This window comes from Allomuricauda sp. TY007 (assembly GCF_010468565.1).
In the GTDB taxonomy this organism is placed as follows: domain Bacteria; phylum Bacteroidota; class Bacteroidia; order Flavobacteriales; family Flavobacteriaceae; genus Flagellimonas.
The window spans coordinates 138,050-156,150 of record NZ_WUEG01000007.1; the positions used below are offsets into that span (position 1 = coordinate 138,050).

Consider the following 18,101-nt stretch of genomic DNA (forward strand, 5'->3'; position numbering starts at 1 on the left):
GTGTAATATAAAAAAACGAAAAACTATGCTTCTGTAGCAGCAGCAATTTTCTTCTTTAACGAGTCGAACATCACAGGTGTTGCGATAAATACAGAAGAATATGTACCTACAATCACACCTACGATCATCGCGAACATAAACCCTCTAAGGCTTTCTCCTCCAAAGATGAAGATGGCCAACAACACGATCAATGTGGTAAGCGAGGTGTTCAACGTTCTACTCAAAGTACTGTTCAATGCTAGGTTGATATTTTCCCCGCCTTGGAATCCTTTTAAACCGGTAATCTCACGGATACGGTCGAATACTACCACCGTATCATTCAGGGAGTACCCGATCACAGTTAGAATCGCTGCAATAAAGGCTTGGTCGATTTCCATATTGAAGGGCATAATGTCTCCTGTCAATGAAAAAATCCCCAACACGATCATTACATCGTGGAATACCGCAACAACGGCGCCCAATGAGAACTGCCATTTTCTAAATCGCAATAGAATGTATAGAAAAACTACCGCCAATGATCCAATAATGGCCAAAAAGGCATTTTTCTTGATATCATCCGCTATGGTCGGTCCTACTTTAACGGATTGTAGGATACCTATTGATTTTTCCGAAGCACCAACGGTGAAATCGTCAAAAGATGTTCCGTCCGGCAAATATTTTTGTAGCGTGGTATAAAGCATATTTTGAATCTCGGTATCCACCTCAACTCCTTCTTCATCCACTTTGTAGGGCGTTGTTACTTTTATCTGGTTTGCATCTCCAAAAGTCTTCACATTGGTTCCACTACCAAAAACCGTATTTAGTTCAGAAGCAATTTCGGAAGGGCTTACTGCTTTTTCAAAACGAATTTGATAAGAGCGTCCTCCGATAAAGTCAACCCCTTGATTCAGTCCATTTGTAAGCAATGAAAAGGTGCTCACGGCTAGTAAGATTCCAGAAACAATGTAGGCTATCTTACGCTTGGACAAGAAATTGATATGCAAATTGGTAAACAGGTTCCTGGTAATTCCTGTACTGAAATCCAATCGTCTTCCCTTTTTGCTCGTATAGGCCTCGATCATTAATCTGGTCACAAATATGGCAGTAAACAACGAGGTAACAATACCGATCATCAATGTTGTGGCAAAACCTTTAATAGGCCCTGACCCAAAAATAAACAGGATAATCGCGGTCAATCCCGTAGTGATGTTTGCATCCAAAATGGAGGACAAAGCATTACCAAAACCATCTGCAATGGCCTGTGCTTTTCCTTTTCCACGGGCCAACTCTTCTTTAATCCTTTCAAAAATAAGTACGTTCGCATCTACCGACATACCAATGGTAAGTACAATACCTGCGATACCTGGCAATGTCAATACAGCTCCAAGGCTCGTCAACACTCCAAAAATCAACAAAATATTGAATACCAATGCGATGTCTGCAAATACCCCTGCCCTACCGTAGTAGAAAATCATCCATACAAGCACAAATACCATTGCAATGATGAAGGACATGAAACCACTATCAATGGCTTCTTGTCCCAAGGATGGACCTACAACTTCCGATTGAATAATATCGGCCGAAGCAGGAAGTTTACCTGCACGCAGTACGTTAGCGATATCTTTTGTTTCGTTTACAGTAAATGTACCTGTAATCTCTGAACGCCCTCCAGAAATAGGTCCTGAAGAAACACCTGGTGCGGTGTACACTTTATTGTCCAAAACAATGGCAATACCAGTTTGATTGTTATAGGCATCCCCTGTCAATTCCTCCCACTCTTTCGCACCACGCGTATTCATGGTCATGCTAACGGCCGGTTTGTTGAACTGGTCGAAAGTATCCTGCGCATCGGAAACCACATCTCCGCTAATTCTTGGGGTGCCTTCCCTGTTGGATTTCAATGCATATAGGTCAGCTACTTCGGAATCTTTTGCGGGGCGCTCCCAAAGAAACCTGGTAAACTGGATATCGTTGGGCAACAATCTTTTAATTTCTGGCATCCTTAAGTACGCACCAAGCTCAGCTGTATCGGAAACCATGGCACGGGCAATGGCATGACTACCTGGGTTGGCTGGGAGCAATTTTCCCAATATTGGATTGGCCTCTTGGGTCATATCCAAGGAGTCTTGGGATACATCGGAAAGCAAGGAATCAATCTCAGATTCTGGTTTGGAAGCCTCATCTTCACTTGTCTCAGGTTCCAAAATCTCTTTTAAACGCTCGTTGGCATTTACCAAAAAGTTTCCTATGCTTTGGTTGCTCTGCGGGTAGGTTTCCCAGAATTCCAATTGTGCCGTACTGGACAACAATTCTTGGGCACGGGCAATATCCCTGGCACCTGGAAGTTCTACCAAAATTCTTCCTGAGTTTCCTTCTCTTTGAATGTTGGGCTGGGTTACCCCAAAACCATCGATACGCTCACGAAGTACCTCGAATGCAGAAACAATGGATTCATCAATCTTTCTTCTGATAATGGGTTTTACCTCATCATCCGTCATTTGAAAGTTGACTTCATCGCTAAGGCCTTTATTGGCAAAAATATCGGGTGATGCCAATTTGGTATCCCCTTTGATTTTATCAAAAGCCTCAAAAAACAACTCCAAATAAGTGTCATCACTATTGGTCGATGCTTCATCGGCATCTGCCAATGCTTTGTTGAAAACAGGGTTTTTGGTATTGTTGGCCAATCCTTTCAAGATATCCTTTACGGAAATCTGCAAGGTTACATTGATACCTCCTTTAAGGTCCAATCCCTTGTTCAACTCTTTTGTTTTGGCATCCTCATAGCTCGTAAAGCCCAAAACAGTGTTGTCACTGATGGAATCCAAATACGATGCCTCTAAAGCTTCACGCTTTGCAACATAATCTTCCTCAGCTTCCGAAATTTGGCTAACTGCGTATGTTTCAGCATCCTTCTCCAATTTACTTGTAATAAAAGTATAGGATAACTGATAGATGCTCACCAAGCCAAAAAGGATTGCGAAAAGCCTTATAAGTCCTTTATTCTGCATTGATTGTTAATTTTTTAGAAGTTTTCTTAAACAGCGTGCAAATATATCATTTCCGATAAGATTTGACAATAGAAATTGATGTAATTGCAATTACAGTTGACGGTTATGTCCTAAAAATGAAATTGTCATTCTGGACAACCATAGAAATCTCCACCTAAATTGATAGGCAATTTCATTACGGTAATGTCCAAAATGACAATTTAATTGGTTGTTATTATGGTAGCGTTTAAACCTCTAGCAGTCCGTTGGTTTTTTTAACGCCAGCCGCACTTTCTTGCATTTTGGCCTTTTCGGCATCGGATAGTTCAATTTCCACAATTTTTTCGATTCCGTTTTTGCCCAAGATTACTGGTACACCAATGCAAATATCGTTCAAATCATACTCGCCCTCCAAAAGGGTGGAACATGGGAACATCTTCTTTTGGTCGCAAGCAATGGCCTGAACCAATCCAGAAACTGCTGCCCCTGGGGCGTACCATGCGCTAGTGCCCAATAATTTGGTCAATGTGGCTCCTCCTACTTTGGTTTCTTCCACTACCCAGTTCATTTTTTCTTCCGATAGAAATTCGGAAACTTTTACACTGTTTCTGGTCGCATGCCCAATCAAAGGTACCATTCCAGTATCGCTATGTCCTCCTATCACCATACCGTCTACATCAGATATCGGTGCTTCCAAAGCTTGGGCCAATCTATATTTGAATCGGGCACTGTCCAATGCACCGCCCATACCAATAATCCTGTTCTTTGGCAATCCAGTGGCCTTGTGCACCAAATAGGTCATGGTGTCCATTGGGTTGCTCACCACAATAATGGTTACGTTTGGAGAGTGCTCCAGAAGACTGGTTGCTACCGTTTTTACAATACCTGCATTGATTCCGATAAGTTCTTCGCGCGTCATACCGGGCTTACGTGGTATACCCGAGGTAATCACTGCGATGTCGCTATTCGCTGTCTTGCTATAATCGTTGGTGCTTCCTGTGATTTTGGTATCAAAACCGTTAAGGGAGGCGGTTTGCATTAAATCCATGGCCTTTCCTTCGGCATATCCTTCTTTGATATCCAATAAAACAACTTCTGCTGCAAAATTTTTCATTGCTATGTACTCAGCACAGCTTGCTCCAACTGCGCCTGCTCCAACTACGGTAACTTTCATTTGTATAGATTTAAATTTTAGTCTTCAAAAATAAGGCATTTGGCTCAGAAAAATGCTGACTTTTACCAGTTTTAGCCACTTCAAGCATTCAAAACGTACAAAGCTGATGTTCGATTAAAATAGGGGAAGAAGATTCATTAATCCCCAAGAACACAAGAAATGCAAATATTTTATCTTTTTTATGCAATAGTTTCCTACAAACCTACGTTCTAATAGTCCCAATTTTAATTTAACCTACTTGACCCATGAAAAAGCTCTTTTCATTGTTGTCCATTATTGGCATTATTGCCTTGAGCAACTGCACAAGCGTACAAGAAAATCACGACCCTATTCTTGGTATTTGGGCAAAAACCGAATCTTCCAGTATTGAGAACAAAAGCACTAGTACCGTTCGAGAGGAATGGATTTTTAACGACGTATACCTGGGCAGGTACCAGAGATATTCCAATTCCAAATTAATTTTTTATACTGATTTTAAATGGTCCGAAGACAATGGGGCCTATTCCATTATATATGGCGACCCTCAAGTAACGGATATTACCGTTAGTTTAAAAAAGGCACAGGAACCTGAAGTATTAACCTTGGACAATGGCTCGGTCTTCGCCACCAGGGAATAACGTGAAGACTACATATATGAAAATAGGAGGCCCCGGAAACGGGGCCTTCTTTATTGGTTGGTTGATTTGTTTTTTTACCTGAACCCAAAGTTGACACCAAAGGTGAAAGTACTGAATTCAGAAATATTGTATTCTGCGTTGAGCCTAAAGAAGCCCAGTTTTAACCTTGTACCCAAGTTGGCCGAAACTCCGCTTGCATTTTTGGAAACGGAAAACGGATCTTCAACGGTTTCCGAAAAGAAAGGCCCGTTGGCCTCGTACGTCCCCAATAAATCAATGTCCGATTTACCTGTTATGTATCCCAATCCTCCATAAAAATTGATTACAGGAATATTTTTTGTAGAAACCACGGCACTGAAATTCCATGTTTTGAAGGATGCATCAATACGTTGGTTCTCACCTTCGATAAAATTAGAATCCGTAAAATCGTATTCTCCGTTCAAGTTGGTATAGCCGATTACCGCCGAGATGGCCACGGGCAACATCTTGTCTGCCGGTAACATTTTGGTAAAGTCATATTGCAATCCTGCACCGAAGAGGCCAATTTTTGCATCGTCATCAAACTTGATCTTGGGCAAAAAGCGTGCTTTCACTTCCAAACCTTTAATCAAACCAACGCTTCCTTGAAGGTACCCTGAAGGGATAAAGTTGAGATTTTCGGAAGCCAGCCCCGAAGGAAGCTCAAACTCCTGACTGAACAAACTACTTTCATCCTCCACAAAAACTTCAACTCCTTCAATATCCCCTAAACCCGTGGCTACCATTCTCGCCTGACCAGGGTTATCTACAAAATCCAAGTTTTCATAATCGGCTGGATCTAGCAAAAATGCTTTTTTATCGTCCTTGTTTTTAAATCCGGTCATGTTTCCGATTATGGAAATTTCAAATCCCCCCAAAGGTTTGGCTTCGGCGGTATTGTACCATCCATTGGAAATACTGTAGATGGATGCCTCGGACACAGGGGCCAGATATGCATTGGCAAATCGTTCGGCATCTGCCACACCTGCGACAAAAATATCGTTCAAGTCCTGGGCTTTTCCCATGGTTACAGAAACTAGTGCTAGTACTAAAATTATTCTTTTCATGATGTTGAAATTTTACCCAAAACTAAAAAACTCGCCTTTGAGGGGCGAGTTTTTGTTGTGAAATAGCTATTACCTATGCATCTATATTCGCATAAACGGCATTTTTCTCTATAAATTCACGTCTTGGTGGCACTTCGTCCCCCATTAACATAGAGAATATTCGGTCTGATTCCGTGGCATTGTCAATCTGCACTTGACGCAATTTTCTGAAATCTGGATTCATGGTCGTATCCCAAAGCTGCTCAGCGTTCATCTCCCCAAGACCTTTATATCGTTGGATACTTGCACCTCCGTTCATTTCTGCATTGATGGCATCACGCTCCTTGTCGTTCCAAGCATAGCGTTTTTTAGAGCCTTTCTTCAACAAGTAAAGTGGCGGAGTGGCAATATAAACATGACCTCCTTCTATCAACTCCCGCATGTATCGGAAGAAGAAAGTCAAGATCAAGGTTTCAATATGGCTACCATCGACATCCGCATCACACATGATCACTACTTTATGGTAACGTAGTTTGTCCAAGTTCAAGGCCTTACTGTCCTCTTCGGTTCCAATGGTAACTCCCAAGGCAGTATAAATGTTCTTGATTTCCTCATTTTCAAAAACCTTATGCTGCATCGCTTTCTCCACATTGAGGATTTTACCTCGCAACGGAAGAATGGCTTGAAAGTTCCTATCCCTACCTTGCTTGGCCGTTCCACCCGCGGAATCCCCCTCTACTAGGAATACTTCGCATTTGGTCGGGTCTTGCTCGGAACAATCGGATAGTTTCCCTGGCAATCCACCCACACTCATTGGGTTCTTACGCTGGACCATTTCACGGGCTTTGGCAGCTGCGTGTCTCGCTTGGGCCGCCAATTTCACCTTTTCCACAATTTGTTTGGCATCATCTGGATTTTCTTCCAGATAATCGGTCAACATTTCGGAAACGGCCTGGCTAACGGCACTGGTCACTTCTCGGTTACCTAATTTGGTTTTGGTCTGCCCTTCAAATTGTGGCTCCGCAACTTTTACGGAAACAATGGCGGTAAGTCCTTCACGAAAATCATCTCCCGAAATTTCAAACTTTACCTTATCCAGCATCCCCGAGTTATCGGCATATTTTTTAAGGGTCGAAGTAAGTCCTCTTCTAAACCCGGAAAGGTGCGTACCTCCTTCGTGTGTATTAATGTTGTTTACATAGGAGTGAAGGTTCTCGGTATACCCGGTATTGTAGACCATGGCCACTTCCACAGGAATGCCGTTCTTTTCTCCTTCCATGGAGATAACGTTCTGGATCAACGGTTCCCGTGTACCGTCCAAAAACTTGATAAATTCCTTTAGCCCTTCTTCAGAATAGAAAGTCTCGGCTATATATTCCCCTTTTTCGTCCTTATTTCTTTTATCGGTCAGTGTTATGGTCACCCCTTTGTTCAAATAGGCAAGCTCACGCATTCTATTTGAAAGGGTTTCATAACTATATTCCGTTGTTTGTGTAAATATGGTGTCGTCAGGAACAAAAGTTACGATGGTACCCGTTTCTTTACTCTCGCCAACACTTTTTACAGGATAAAGAGTTTTACCTCTCTCATACTCCTGCTCCCAAATTTTTCCATCTCTATAGACCGTAGCCTTCAATTTTGATGACAAAGCGTTCACACAGGACACACCCACACCGTGAAGTCCACCCGAAACCTTATAGGAATCCTTATCGAACTTACCACCGGCACCGATCTTGGTCATAACCACCTCCAAGGCAGAAACTCCTTCTTTCTTGTGAAGGTCTACAGGGATACCCCTACCGTTATCCTGTGTAGTTATGGAGTTGTCTTCGTTGATGATTACATCAATTTTATCGCAATGACCGGCCATGGCCTCATCAATGGAGTTATCCACTACTTCGTACACCAAGTGGTGCAAACCTCTGACCCCTACATCTCCAATATACATGGAAGGTCTCATACGCACGTGTTCCATTCCCTCAAGGGCCTGGATACTATCCGCCGAGTATTGTTTCTTATTAGCTTCTTCGCTCATATATTTATCGGTATTTGGCTCAAAATTTCAAATCCTACAAATATAATCAATACCCTATGCAAATGGTCTATAAGAGCCTGTTGAACAGTCTAAGTTATCAACAAATCCTGTGGAAAAGCACACATTCCCCATCATTCATTTTGAAGTCTCCCCCAATAGTTGGTTGGTCAATAAACTTTCTTTTGGATAATGGGCTCAAAAACGTGAACAAAGTAAACCCTATTGTTTACCCAAACAAGCATGGATTTTACGGATTTGACAAAAAAATTTGATTTTTTTTCAATAAACGATATGTTTACCGAATATATAAACTCAAATTTTACATTATGAAGAAATTTTTATTTATGCTCGTGGCAACAATTGGATTTACATTTACGAGCAATGCACAAGACGGAACACAAACAAGTCAAGGAAGTTGGCTTATTGAGGCAAACACAGGGTTTGGCGGGGATGGACTTACAGGACATTCGGCCAATACCGGTTTTTCACTTGTTTCGTCAGATGGTTCCACAATATGGGGCATTGGTGCCGAAGGGGGATACTTTATTGCAGATGACTTGGCCATTAAGGGAGGACTGGGCTATTCAGATTACGATGGCTTGAATATTTTCTCTTATAAATTGGGGGCTAAATATTATGTCATCAGTACTATCCCCTTCCAATTGGATATCACCGGTGCCAGTATTCAAGATGCTCCTGAAAGTCCGCTTTGGCTGGGCTTACAAGGTGGATACGCCATCTTCCTTTCCAACCATATCAGTGTCGAGCCCGGACTGCGCTACAACATGAGCCTCAATGAGGATTTTACCGATGAGGGCATATTTGAATTTCGAATAGGTTTTGCCCTTCACTTCTAATTGAATACAAAACTTGGACCACAATAACTAAAAAGCCCCTTGGATAAGGGGCTTTTCGGACTAATTAAAAAATGAAACAAGTTAGCTTTACTGCTTCATATCGTTTGGTTGGTTTAAACGGGGGTTATTTCACATACGCATCGGTATGGACCTTAGCCACAGCCCTACCGGATGGGTCGTTCATGTTTTTGAACGCCTCGTCCCACTCCAAGGCAATCTTGGTGCTACAGGCCACTGAAGGTTCTTGTGGCACGCTCAATGCTGCCGCATCCGAAGGGAAATGACTTTCAAAAATGGAACGATAATAATATTCTTCTTTCGATGTTGGGGTTTGAATCGGGAATTTGAAATGGGCATTCTCCAACTGCTCATCGGTAATTTCTTCTTCTACCAAAGCTTTCAAGGTATCTATCCAGCTGTATCCCACACCATCCGAAAATTGTTCTTTTTGTCTCCAAGCCACGCTTTCGGGTAAATAATCTTCAAATGCTTTTCGTACCACCCATTTCTCCATGCGCTCGCCGTTAATCATTTTATCTTTTGGGTTAATGCTCATTGCTACATCCATAAACTCTTTATCTAAGAAGGGAACACGCCCTTCGATACCCCAAGCAGCCAAAGATTTGTTGGCCCTAAGACAATCGTACATGTGGAGTTTATCCAGTTTTCTTACGGTTTCCTCATGAAAATCCTTTGGGCTTGGCGCTTTGTGAAAATAAAGGTATCCACCAAACAATTCATCTGCCCCTTCACCTGACAGCACCATCTTGATGCCCATGGATTTAATCACCCTTGCCATTAAGTACATTGGAGTCGAGGCTCTTATGGTTGTAATATCGTAAGTTTCTAGATTATATACAACATCTTTTATCGCATCCAACCCTTCTTGAATGGTAAATTTGATTTCGTGGTGTACGGTTCCGATATGATCGGCCACTTTTTGAGCCGCTGCCAAATCGGGCGAACCTTCCAACCCTACCGAGAAAGAGTGTAGTTGTGGCCACCAAGCATCGGCAGTATCTCCAGACTCTATTCTTTTTTGAGAATATTTTTTGGCTATGGCCGATGTTACGGAAGAATCCAGCCCTCCCGACAACAGCACACCATAAGGCACATCGGACATTAACTGACGGTGCACGGCTGCCTCCAAAGCATCTTTGATTTTTGCTATACTGGTCTCGTTCTCCTTTACGGCATCATACTCCATCCAGTCACGCTTGTACCATTTTACAAACTCCCCATCGGAGCTATGCATGTAGTGCCCTGGAGGGAATAGTTGGATTTTAGAACAGGTGCCTTCCAAAGCCTTCAACTCAGAAGCTACGTAAAAGGTCCCGTTCTTGTCCCAACCAATGTACAATGGAATTATCCCCATGTGGTCACGAGCGATGAAATACTCATCTTTTTCGGAATCATAAATGGCAAAGCCAAATATTCCGTTCATTTCATCAACAAAGTCCGGTCCTTTCTCTTGATAAAGCGCCAAAATAACTTCACAATCGGATTGGGTTTGAAAATCGTATTTGCCATCAAACTGTTTTCTCAACTCTTGATGATTATATATTTCACCATTGGCGGCCAGAACTAACTTACCATCGGCACTGAACAATGGTTGTTTTCCTGAAGCAGGGTCCACAATGGCCAATCTTTCATGGGCCAAAATGGCTTTGTCATCGGAGTAAATACCACTCCAATCGGGCCCACGGTGCCTTACCTTCTTCGACATCTCCAACAATTGGGGCCTAAGTACTTCCGTACTTTCTTTTACATCAAATGCGCAAACTATACCACACATAAAAATAATTTTAGTAACAATTTTGAAACAAAAATGAATGTAAAGATTTATAAATAAAACATTAATCAAGTTTTAGATTACTATTAAAAACTTTTAAATACAAAAAACAACAAAAATGAAATATAATTTATTGTTTATGCTTTTAACCCGAACGCTTTGTAAGGTTGCTTAATTTTCTCGTCTGTATATTTGAAAAACATTTAATTAACTAGTTTTACAAGGAACTTAAATCACAATCATGAAGAAATTGACATTACTACTTTTAGTGCTCTGTACCTCTCTGGCATTCACCACAGATGCCACGGCCCAGAAATTTAGCGGACTTGACAAAAGTCCGGCCGACATTGCCTACTACCCTGCCAGCTCAAGGGAAACCAATAAAGCTGCCCGTGTTATTTATAGCCGTCCACAGTTAAAAGGACGTAGCTTGGCAGAACTTGCCCCTGTTGGTAAGGTTTGGAGAACCGGTGCAAACGAAGCAACTGAAATTACATTTTACAAGGATGCCACTGTTGGCGGAAAAACTATAAAAGCTGGATCCTATGCTCTATTTACCATCCCCGGTGGAGATGAATGGACCGTTATCTTGAACAGCAACTTGCACCAATGGGGCGCTTATTCGTACGATAGCGATAGTGATGTAGTTCGCGCTACTGCTAAAGCCTCTACCGATAATGAAGAGTTGGAAGCTTTTGGTATTGCTTTTGACGATGATGGAAATATGGTTATGGGTTGGGGAACTACAAGGGTTACCTTGCCTATCAGCTACTAGAAAATTTCAGTTTTTACAGCACAAAAGCCCCAAAACTGGGGCTTTTTTTATTGCTCTTTCATCGCATAATACTTTAACAAAAGGGGATTGATAGATTCTTCACCATCCCCTTCGACTGCGCTCAGGGTGACAGTTCAGAATGACAAAACAGTCTTATTTTTTCTGAACACCGCCCAAGAAAACATGTTCCGCCGTCACATTCGGAATCTTTTCAGATGGAACCTTCATAATATCATCGCTTAAGATTACAAAATCGGCGAACTTACCTGGTTCAATGCTCCCTTTTTCATCCTCTTCAAAATTGGAATAGGCCGCCCAAATGGTCATACCCTTCAAAGTTTCTTTCCTGCTCAAGGCATTCTCCATTTGAAAACCGCCTTCGGGGTACTGCTCCACATCTTGACGTGCTACCGCGGCATAAAAAGTTAAAAATGGATTTACTTGCTCCACGGGGAAGTCGGTTCCCAAAGCCACCAATCCGGCTTTATCCAGCAGATCTTTGTAGGCATAGGCACCCTTTACCCGCTCGGCACCCAATCTATCTTCTGCCCAGTACATATCGCTGGTAGCATGGGTGGGTTGAACGGATGGAATGATGCCATTTTCAAAATAATCGAAATCGGATGGCGAGATTACTTGCGCGTGTTCCACCTTCCATCTGCGGTTCGTTTTGCCTTCCAAAGCTTTTTCATACGCTCGAAGTACTACAATATTGGCAGAATCTCCAATGGCATGGGTATTCATTTGGTAATCGGTCGCAGCTATTCGCTCTGCCAAGGCTTCAATTTGGTCCACAGGGGTTACCATAGCCCCAAAATGTCCGGGCTTATCGGAATAGGGTGTTCTCAACGCTGCCCCTCTTGAGCCTAAAGCGCCATCGCCATATACTTTTACGGAGCGAACATTCAAGCCCTCTGTTTTGATGATGTCTTTATCCAAAAAGTAATCTAGGTTCTCGGGATAGTTGGACACCATGGCATAGACCCGAATGGATAACTCGCCTGTTTGCTGAAGGCTATCAATCAGTTCAATGATATCTCTGGACAAACCGGCATCGTTTACCGTGGTCAATCCATAATCCAAAGAAATCTGTTCTGCATCTTTAAGTGCTTGTATTTTTTGCTTCAAACTGGCTGGCGGTATCACCTTGTTGATCAAACCCATAGGGTTATCAACCAAAACCCCGGTAAGTTCGCCCTCCTCTTTTACGATTTCACCGCCCTCGGTTTCGGTATCAGCTGTTATGCCCGCCATATCCAATGCTTTTTGGTTCACGAGATAGGCGTGGCCATCAATACGCTCCAAAGCCACTGGAGTATCAGGAAAAATTTCATCCAGTCTATCTTTGGTCGGGAATTCCTTGACCTCCCAATCATTTTGATCCCAACCCCGACCTAAAATAAAATCTGATGGACGCTCTTTTTGAAACGCCACCACTCTTTCCACTACTTCATCAAAGCTTTGGGTGCCGACCAAATCCACTACTTGCTGATTTTGACCCAACCCATAAAAATGGCAATGGGCATCAATGAGACCTGGAACAATCGTCTTGCCCTCGGCATCCAATTGCTTTTGGGCAGTATATTTTTTAGAGATTTCCTCCGTTTCGCCAACCGCAACAAATTTTCCGTCTTTGATGGCAACACTGGATGCTTTGGAAAAACTATCATCTACCGTATAGATGTTTGCATTGGTAACGATTAGGTCTACTTCTTCTTTAGTAGTACAAGAAAAAACTAAAGCGATGCTGATAAGAAAAAAGAACTTTTTCATTTTTGATGGTTTCTACCAAAAATAGAAAATACAGGGATAATGCTATCGTGTATACCTGAATAAAATTTGTCCGAATGCTGTTTAAAAATCAAACTTATACGATACACCCGCCAATGCCTGGAATCCTTGCACCCTAAAATTGGCCCAACGCTGATAATTGTTGTTTGCAATGTTGGAAGCTTTCACAAAAATGGACAATTGCTCGTTAAATCGATATCCCACATGGGCATTGGCATCAAAAAAGCCGTCCAAAGTGACCGGTGTGTAAACTATAGGCGGGTTTGCAATATTTACTGGACTGGTTTCTGCCAACAAATCATCTCGTTCTCCCACATAGAACAAGTTGGCTCCCATATACCATTGATCGTTTATTTGATAATCCATAAAAACAGATGCTTTAATGGAAGGCAAGTTCCAAGCGGGGTTATCCGTTTCGGTATCGTAATCATAGAATTCTCCATTTACGCCCAACGAAAAGTTACGGTTCACATCCACATTGATTTCCCCGAACACGCCCAAGGTCTTTACATCATCATAAAAAACCTGAAAAGAGTTGCCATAATGATAACTTTTTTCGTCATCTCTCGATGTATTGATGGGATTATGAAAAAACAAGGGCTTCCTGTTTTCCGCCATATACGAACCCTTGACATTGTATCCCACATTGGAGGTCAACTGCCCTTTCAAACCCAAATAGCCTTCATACTGCTGATCAGTTGGAATAATATCCAAGGTTGGGGAAACGTAAGGGTTCTCATCCACAAAATCGTGATAGGAATTTTGCTTTAACTCCCCTTCTATTCCACCGTAGGCGATTACATTTTCGTCCATAACACGGTATGAAGCTGTTACAGCAGGATAAATATAAAAGTTGTTCTCGCTGTTTTCCATATCCAGTCCGTAGACAAGGTTGGCTCCCAAGTTAATGGTCAAATCATCGCGCAAAATCAAAAGACTTGGAGTTACCCCTGCTTGTAGATTACTGTAATTCTTTTCGCCAGGGTTATCCAATTCAGAAATAGTTCCATTTTTAAAACTACCACCTACATAATCTACTTTGGCGGAAATCGTTATCAATTCCTCCGTTACGGGAAGCTCAAAAGTTGGATTGATTACTGCACGGTTTTCAGCAGATTCCGTGGCGTCCCAAAAACGTCTTAACAAAAGCTCCCCACTCTTAAAATAAGAATCTTCCATATTAAAATGCGCCTTGGCCTCCGCATTGAAATAATTTTGCTGCTCGTCCATGGCATTGATCTCATCTTCACTGAACAAATCACTCTGAATTCCATACCAATTGTAAAGCTGGTGCTGTAGCCCAATTGCTGCGCCCCAATCCATATAACGGTCCTTTTTGGTATAGGAAGCATTCAATTTGGTGTCGTAAAAATCAGTTTCCAAGGGTGTTGAGTCCAAATCACCACGCGATGAGTTGTGGGTAAGACCAAAATCCAACAAATCCTCTCCCCTGTTAAAATCCCTGCTGGTATAAAAATCCACCAAAGCATTGTTATAATTGCCCAAACCAACCGATGCATACGAATTGTACAAGGTGGGCGGCGGTGTTCTTTCAACTCCAGAGGCCTTGCCCTTTGCAGGTGTAAAGGTTGATGCCACTGGAACGGAAAATATGCTGTAATTGATTTTTTTCTTTTGAAGCACAATGGAATCGTTCAAGGATGGAGACGACTTAATCTTAAAGGCATCCGAAACGGTAGGGGAATACGGTTTTACCACCGTTACCGTTTCTGTACCAATGTTATCTTCTTCTTGGGCGATAACGGCTCCACAAAGGCTCAAAAAAAGTAATGAAAATATATAGGTTCTCTTTTGCATGCTGTGTCTCGTTTAGTTTTCGTTGGGGTCTACGGATGAATTGCTCTCGGCTTCCTTGGCCTTGATAGTGGCCAACTCACCTTTTGCTTCCGCAACGATTTCCTCAAATTCAGAAAAATTGGAGATTACACTTTCCAGAATGTAGGTGGCCTGAAAAGCATCTCCCAAGTTGTGAAAATTCTTGGCCATAATCACCAATCCCTTTCCTGCCCACTCTTTGTAGGCCGCATAATCCTTGGCCAGTTTTTGAACGGACTCATTGGAAGCCTCATAGGCCTGTTCCTTATTTTTAAAATAGGCATCGTAGTACCAAGCTTCGGCAGCGAGTTCTCCAGAAGCAATCTTCTTCACATCTTGGTAAGCCGTTTTTGCCAAACTTTCATTTTCGGTGGCAATGGCAGAACGCGCTATCATAATCTGCGCATCACTTTTGATGCGGTCATCGATTTTTGGAGCGCTCAACACTTTTTCAGCATAAGCAATGGTCTGCGAATACTCTTTTTGACCATAAAAACCTTTCATCAAATTGGATTGGGCAAAGGTTTTGTTCTCAGAAATATCTGCCGTGCCCTCCAACCTCTTCAAATAGGGAATGGCACTATTGTAATCTTGCTTTTCCACATAAATTTCGCAAACACGGGTCAAGGCCTGTTCGGTGTATTCGCCATTTCCTCCATCGGCAACCGCTTTATATTTTGGCAGGGCCTTATCTTTTTCGCCATTGGCAAAATACAATTGCGCCAAGGCAAAATTGGCGTTCTGGGCGTGCAATCCATTCGGGAATTGGTTCAGGTAATCTTCGTATCCTCGAATGGCGGCAGTCGCTTTTCCTTCAATTTGCTTCCTTTCGGCAGATTCAAAACTGGCATTGTCAAGTTCCCTATCTGTTACCTCAACAAAATCCAAGTTCCGCGCCCAAGCAGCATATTCGCTTACCCGACCTTCGTCCACATAAACCAATTTGGTAGTGGCAACGGCTTGTTTGGCTTCTTGGGTATTGGGATATTTTTGAACCACCTCTTTTAGCTTGTCCAACGCCTGATCGTTACGACTGGAGTTGTAATAAACCAATCCAGAACGCAGCAGTCCACGTGGTGCGAACCTACTTCCCGAGTATTCATCCACTATTCGATCGTAGGTTTGAAGTCCTAAACTTTCTTGGTTATTGTTGATATAGGAATTCCCCAATTCAAACAAGGCATCATCGCGCAATGATGAGCTTGGGTACATGGTCAAAAATTCATTCAATCCATCAATTTTTGCTGAATTGTTGCCCAAAAAGCCATCGCAAAGTGTTTTTTGGAAGGCTGCATAATCCCGTTCGGGACCGTTCATCTTTGATGAAGCATCGTAAGCCTTCTTCGCCAATTGGTATTTGCTGGTCACAAAATAGCTGTCCCCCAAGCGCAGATATCCATCGTTCTTCCTTTGGTCATCAATAGCATTGGAGTTGACCACATTTTTAAAATAGGATATGGCATTATTGTAATCTTTTAATTTGAAATAGGAGTATCCCAAATTGTAATCCAATTGATCATATTCCGGAAGCGATTTGGCAACTGGTGAATTTTGAAACTTAACAAAATCGACCAAGGCTTCTTCAAAACGGTTCAATCTGTAGGCCGATTCGGCTTTCCAATACAAGGCACGAGCCTCAAAACTGGAGTTTTCTGCACTTTTTAAGGATTTATCCAACCTTTCCCAAGCTTCTTCGTAATCACCATCTATAAAAAGTTCTATTCCGCGATAATAGGCAACTTTTTGATAGGTTTCTTTGCTGGCATAGTTTTTGTTCTCCTCTAACAGTTGCATCGCACCTTCAAAATTTCGGGAGGTAATGTAGGAGTCCACCAAAAGTTCTTGAATTTCCATTTGATGCTCATCCTTTGGATATTTTTCCAGATAAGTGGTCAACACCTGTGGAACGGGTTCATAAGCATTGCCTATTTCGTAGCTCAAACGGGCATAGTTCAACTGGGCATCTTTTTGGATTTCTGGGCTGAACTCCATCTGGGAAGCATTTCGGAACGCATTCAAGGCTTCGGATTTTTTGTCCAACTTTAAATAGCACTCCGCCAAGTGATAGTATGCATTTTGAGAGACTGCATTGCTTCCGCCCACAATTTTATTGAATTGCTGGATGGCTTGTTGATAATCGCCTAACTTGTAATGGCTGTAACCCAACAGATAGTAATCGGTGTTGTTCCATTTGCCACGTTTGCCCTTGTATTCTTCCAAATAGGGAATGGCCTCCGCATATTGTTCCAGATTGAAGTAGCTCTCGCCAATTATCTTATTGAGTTCCGAAACTTCTTGACGATTGGATTTTGGCAATTGTTTTTTGGCCATGGCGATGGCTTCTTCAAACTTACCGAGCTTAAAATTCAGGTCAGCTTGGTAGTACGACAACTTCTCATCGAGCAATTCGGGGTCCTGAATTTGGTCGAACCGGGCGCTTGCGGAACTGTAATCGTCCTGCTCATAGGCAATATACCCCAAATAATACTTGGCCTGTGAGCCATATTTTTGGGAGGTGGTGACCTTGTTCAAATAACGTTCAGCTTCCTTTGGACGTTTAGATGCGTACAAAGCGTATCCGTTGTTAAAATTAAAACGGTCACGCTCTGAATATGGCATGGAGTTTTCGTCCACTTTTTTGTACCATTTTAAAGCGTAAGGGTATTTTCCGGTCTCAAAATAGTAATCGGCCACGTCAAGAAATGCAGAGTTTCGCTTTGTGGATGTAGGGTAACGTTCCACAAAATCTTCCATCATTTTATCCGCTCCCCGCTGATTTAACCTAATGGCAGCATTTGCGGCATAATAAGCACTATTGGCTTCGGTTTCACCATCTTTGGTATTGGCCTTTACGGACTCAAAAATGTTTTGCGCGGCTTGGTACTGCTCATTATTATAGAGCGCCAAAGCATCTTGATAGGCTTTGTTTTCGTGGGTATAGATCTTGGTTTCCTGTGCAGAAAGCACAAAAAAGCTTCCCATTAAAATGGGAAAAATAAAGAGGTTTTTTCGATTCATAGTGTTCTACGCTGTTCTCGATTGACTTTACTCATAACGTCAAAATTAAAGCCAAAGTATATTTAAAATGTCATTTGCCGAAATTTACGGATATCTGCTTGTACAACATTCATTTATTGTTACTTTTACCACCAAGTTGCCAGACAACCTCACTGGCCAAACGTTTCAAAACA

General features: G+C 42.2%; 11 protein-coding genes. 3 read left to right on the forward strand and 8 right to left on the reverse strand.

The annotated features are described in order from the left end of the window. Nucleotides 1-23 precede the first annotated feature (23 nt). Both secDF and mdh read right to left on the reverse strand, forming a co-directional pair. Nucleotides 24-2,990 carry a protein translocase subunit SecDF gene (gene secDF / locus GO009_RS09645; RefSeq protein ID WP_163626001.1) on the reverse strand — a complete coding sequence of 989 codons (2,967 nt, stop codon included), beginning with the start codon at nt 2,988-2,990 and terminating at the stop codon, nt 24-26. A 226-nt stretch (nt 2,991-3,216) separates the two neighbouring features. Continuing rightward, complete coding sequence (gene mdh / locus GO009_RS09650) at nt 3,217-4,143, reverse strand: malate dehydrogenase (protein WP_163626002.1); 927 nt, start codon at nt 4,141-4,143, stop codon at nt 3,217-3,219. Between the two features lie 245 nt (nt 4,144-4,388). Here mdh and GO009_RS09655 point away from each other — a divergent pair, with 245 nt between their 5' ends. Continuing rightward, a complete protein-coding gene (locus GO009_RS09655) occupies nt 4,389-4,760 on the forward strand; it encodes a hypothetical protein (RefSeq protein ID WP_163626003.1) in 372 nt (123 codons plus the stop codon). A 74-nt stretch (nt 4,761-4,834) separates the two neighbouring features. Here GO009_RS09655 and GO009_RS09660 read toward each other — a convergent pair whose 3' ends face one another. Together GO009_RS09660 and gyrB are read right to left on the reverse strand one after the other, a co-directional pair. Then, nucleotides 4,835-5,845, reverse strand: a complete 1,011-nt coding sequence (locus GO009_RS09660) for a DUF6588 family protein (protein ID WP_163626004.1) — start codon at nt 5,843-5,845, stop codon at nt 4,835-4,837. Between the two features lie 73 nt (nt 5,846-5,918). After that, nucleotides 5,919-7,859, reverse strand: coding sequence for a DNA topoisomerase (ATP-hydrolyzing) subunit B (gyrB, locus tag GO009_RS09665; RefSeq protein ID WP_163626005.1), 1,941 nt, complete (start codon nt 7,857-7,859; stop codon nt 5,919-5,921). A 326-nt stretch (nt 7,860-8,185) separates the two neighbouring features. Between gyrB and GO009_RS09670 the strand changes: the two genes are divergently transcribed. After that, nucleotides 8,186-8,716 carry a hypothetical protein gene (locus GO009_RS09670; RefSeq protein WP_163626006.1) on the forward strand — a complete coding sequence of 177 codons (531 nt, stop codon included), beginning with the start codon at nt 8,186-8,188 and terminating at the stop codon, nt 8,714-8,716. A gap of 124 nt (nt 8,717-8,840) precedes the next feature. On the opposite strand, the gene asnB is transcribed toward GO009_RS09670, so the two are convergent. Beyond that, entirely contained in the window at nt 8,841-10,511 is a 1,671-nt protein-coding gene (gene asnB, locus GO009_RS09675; RefSeq protein WP_163626007.1) for an asparagine synthase B, read from the reverse strand. A gap of 238 nt (nt 10,512-10,749) precedes the next feature. Here asnB and GO009_RS09680 point away from each other — a divergent pair, with 238 nt between their 5' ends. Continuing rightward, nucleotides 10,750-11,283: a DUF2911 domain-containing protein gene (locus GO009_RS09680; RefSeq protein ID WP_163626008.1), complete on the forward strand. Its 534-nt coding sequence runs from the start codon at nt 10,750-10,752 to the stop codon at nt 11,281-11,283. A gap of 153 nt (nt 11,284-11,436) precedes the next feature. Here the strand turns inward: GO009_RS09680 and GO009_RS09685 are convergent, their stop codons facing one another. The 3 genes from GO009_RS09685 to GO009_RS09695 form a co-directional block, all read right to left on the reverse strand. Beyond that, complete coding sequence (locus GO009_RS09685) at nt 11,437-13,056, reverse strand: amidohydrolase (RefSeq protein WP_163626009.1); 1,620 nt, start codon at nt 13,054-13,056, stop codon at nt 11,437-11,439. 81 nt (nt 13,057-13,137) lie between these two features. Then, nucleotides 13,138-14,892 (reverse strand): TonB-dependent receptor, encoded by a 1,755-nt coding sequence (locus GO009_RS09690; RefSeq protein WP_163626010.1) that lies wholly within the window; start codon nt 14,890-14,892, stop codon nt 13,138-13,140. A gap of 12 nt (nt 14,893-14,904) precedes the next feature. Then, entirely contained in the window at nt 14,905-17,928 is a 3,024-nt protein-coding gene (locus tag GO009_RS09695; RefSeq protein ID WP_163626011.1) for a tetratricopeptide repeat protein, read from the reverse strand. Between the last annotated feature and the right edge of the window lie 173 nt (nt 17,929-18,101).

Coding starts and splice junctions, on each gene's coding strand:
- secDF (WP_163626001.1), bottom strand. CDS start 2,990: ATGCAGAATAAAGGACTTATAAGGCTTTTCGCAATCCTTTTTGGCTTG.
- mdh (WP_163626002.1), bottom strand. CDS start 4,143: ATGAAAGTTACCGTAGTTGGAGCAGGCGCAGTTGGAGCAAGCTGTGCT.
- GO009_RS09655 (WP_163626003.1), top strand. CDS start 4,389: ATGAAAAAGCTCTTTTCATTGTTGTCCATTATTGGCATTATTGCCTTG.
- GO009_RS09660 (WP_163626004.1), bottom strand. CDS start 5,845: ATGAAAAGAATAATTTTAGTACTAGCACTAGTTTCTGTAACCATGGGA.
- gyrB (WP_163626005.1), bottom strand. CDS start 7,859: ATGAGCGAAGAAGCTAATAAGAAACAATACTCGGCGGATAGTATCCAG.
- GO009_RS09670 (WP_163626006.1), top strand. CDS start 8,186: ATGAAGAAATTTTTATTTATGCTCGTGGCAACAATTGGATTTACATTT.
- asnB (WP_163626007.1), bottom strand. CDS start 10,511: ATGTGTGGTATAGTTTGCGCATTTGATGTAAAAGAAAGTACGGAAGTA.
- GO009_RS09680 (WP_163626008.1), top strand. CDS start 10,750: ATGAAGAAATTGACATTACTACTTTTAGTGCTCTGTACCTCTCTGGCA.
- GO009_RS09685 (WP_163626009.1), bottom strand. CDS start 13,056: ATGAAAAAGTTCTTTTTTCTTATCAGCATCGCTTTAGTTTTTTCTTGT.
- GO009_RS09690 (WP_163626010.1), bottom strand. CDS start 14,892: ATGCAAAAGAGAACCTATATATTTTCATTACTTTTTTTGAGCCTTTGT.
- GO009_RS09695 (WP_163626011.1), bottom strand. CDS start 17,928: ATGAATCGAAAAAACCTCTTTATTTTTCCCATTTTAATGGGAAGCTTT.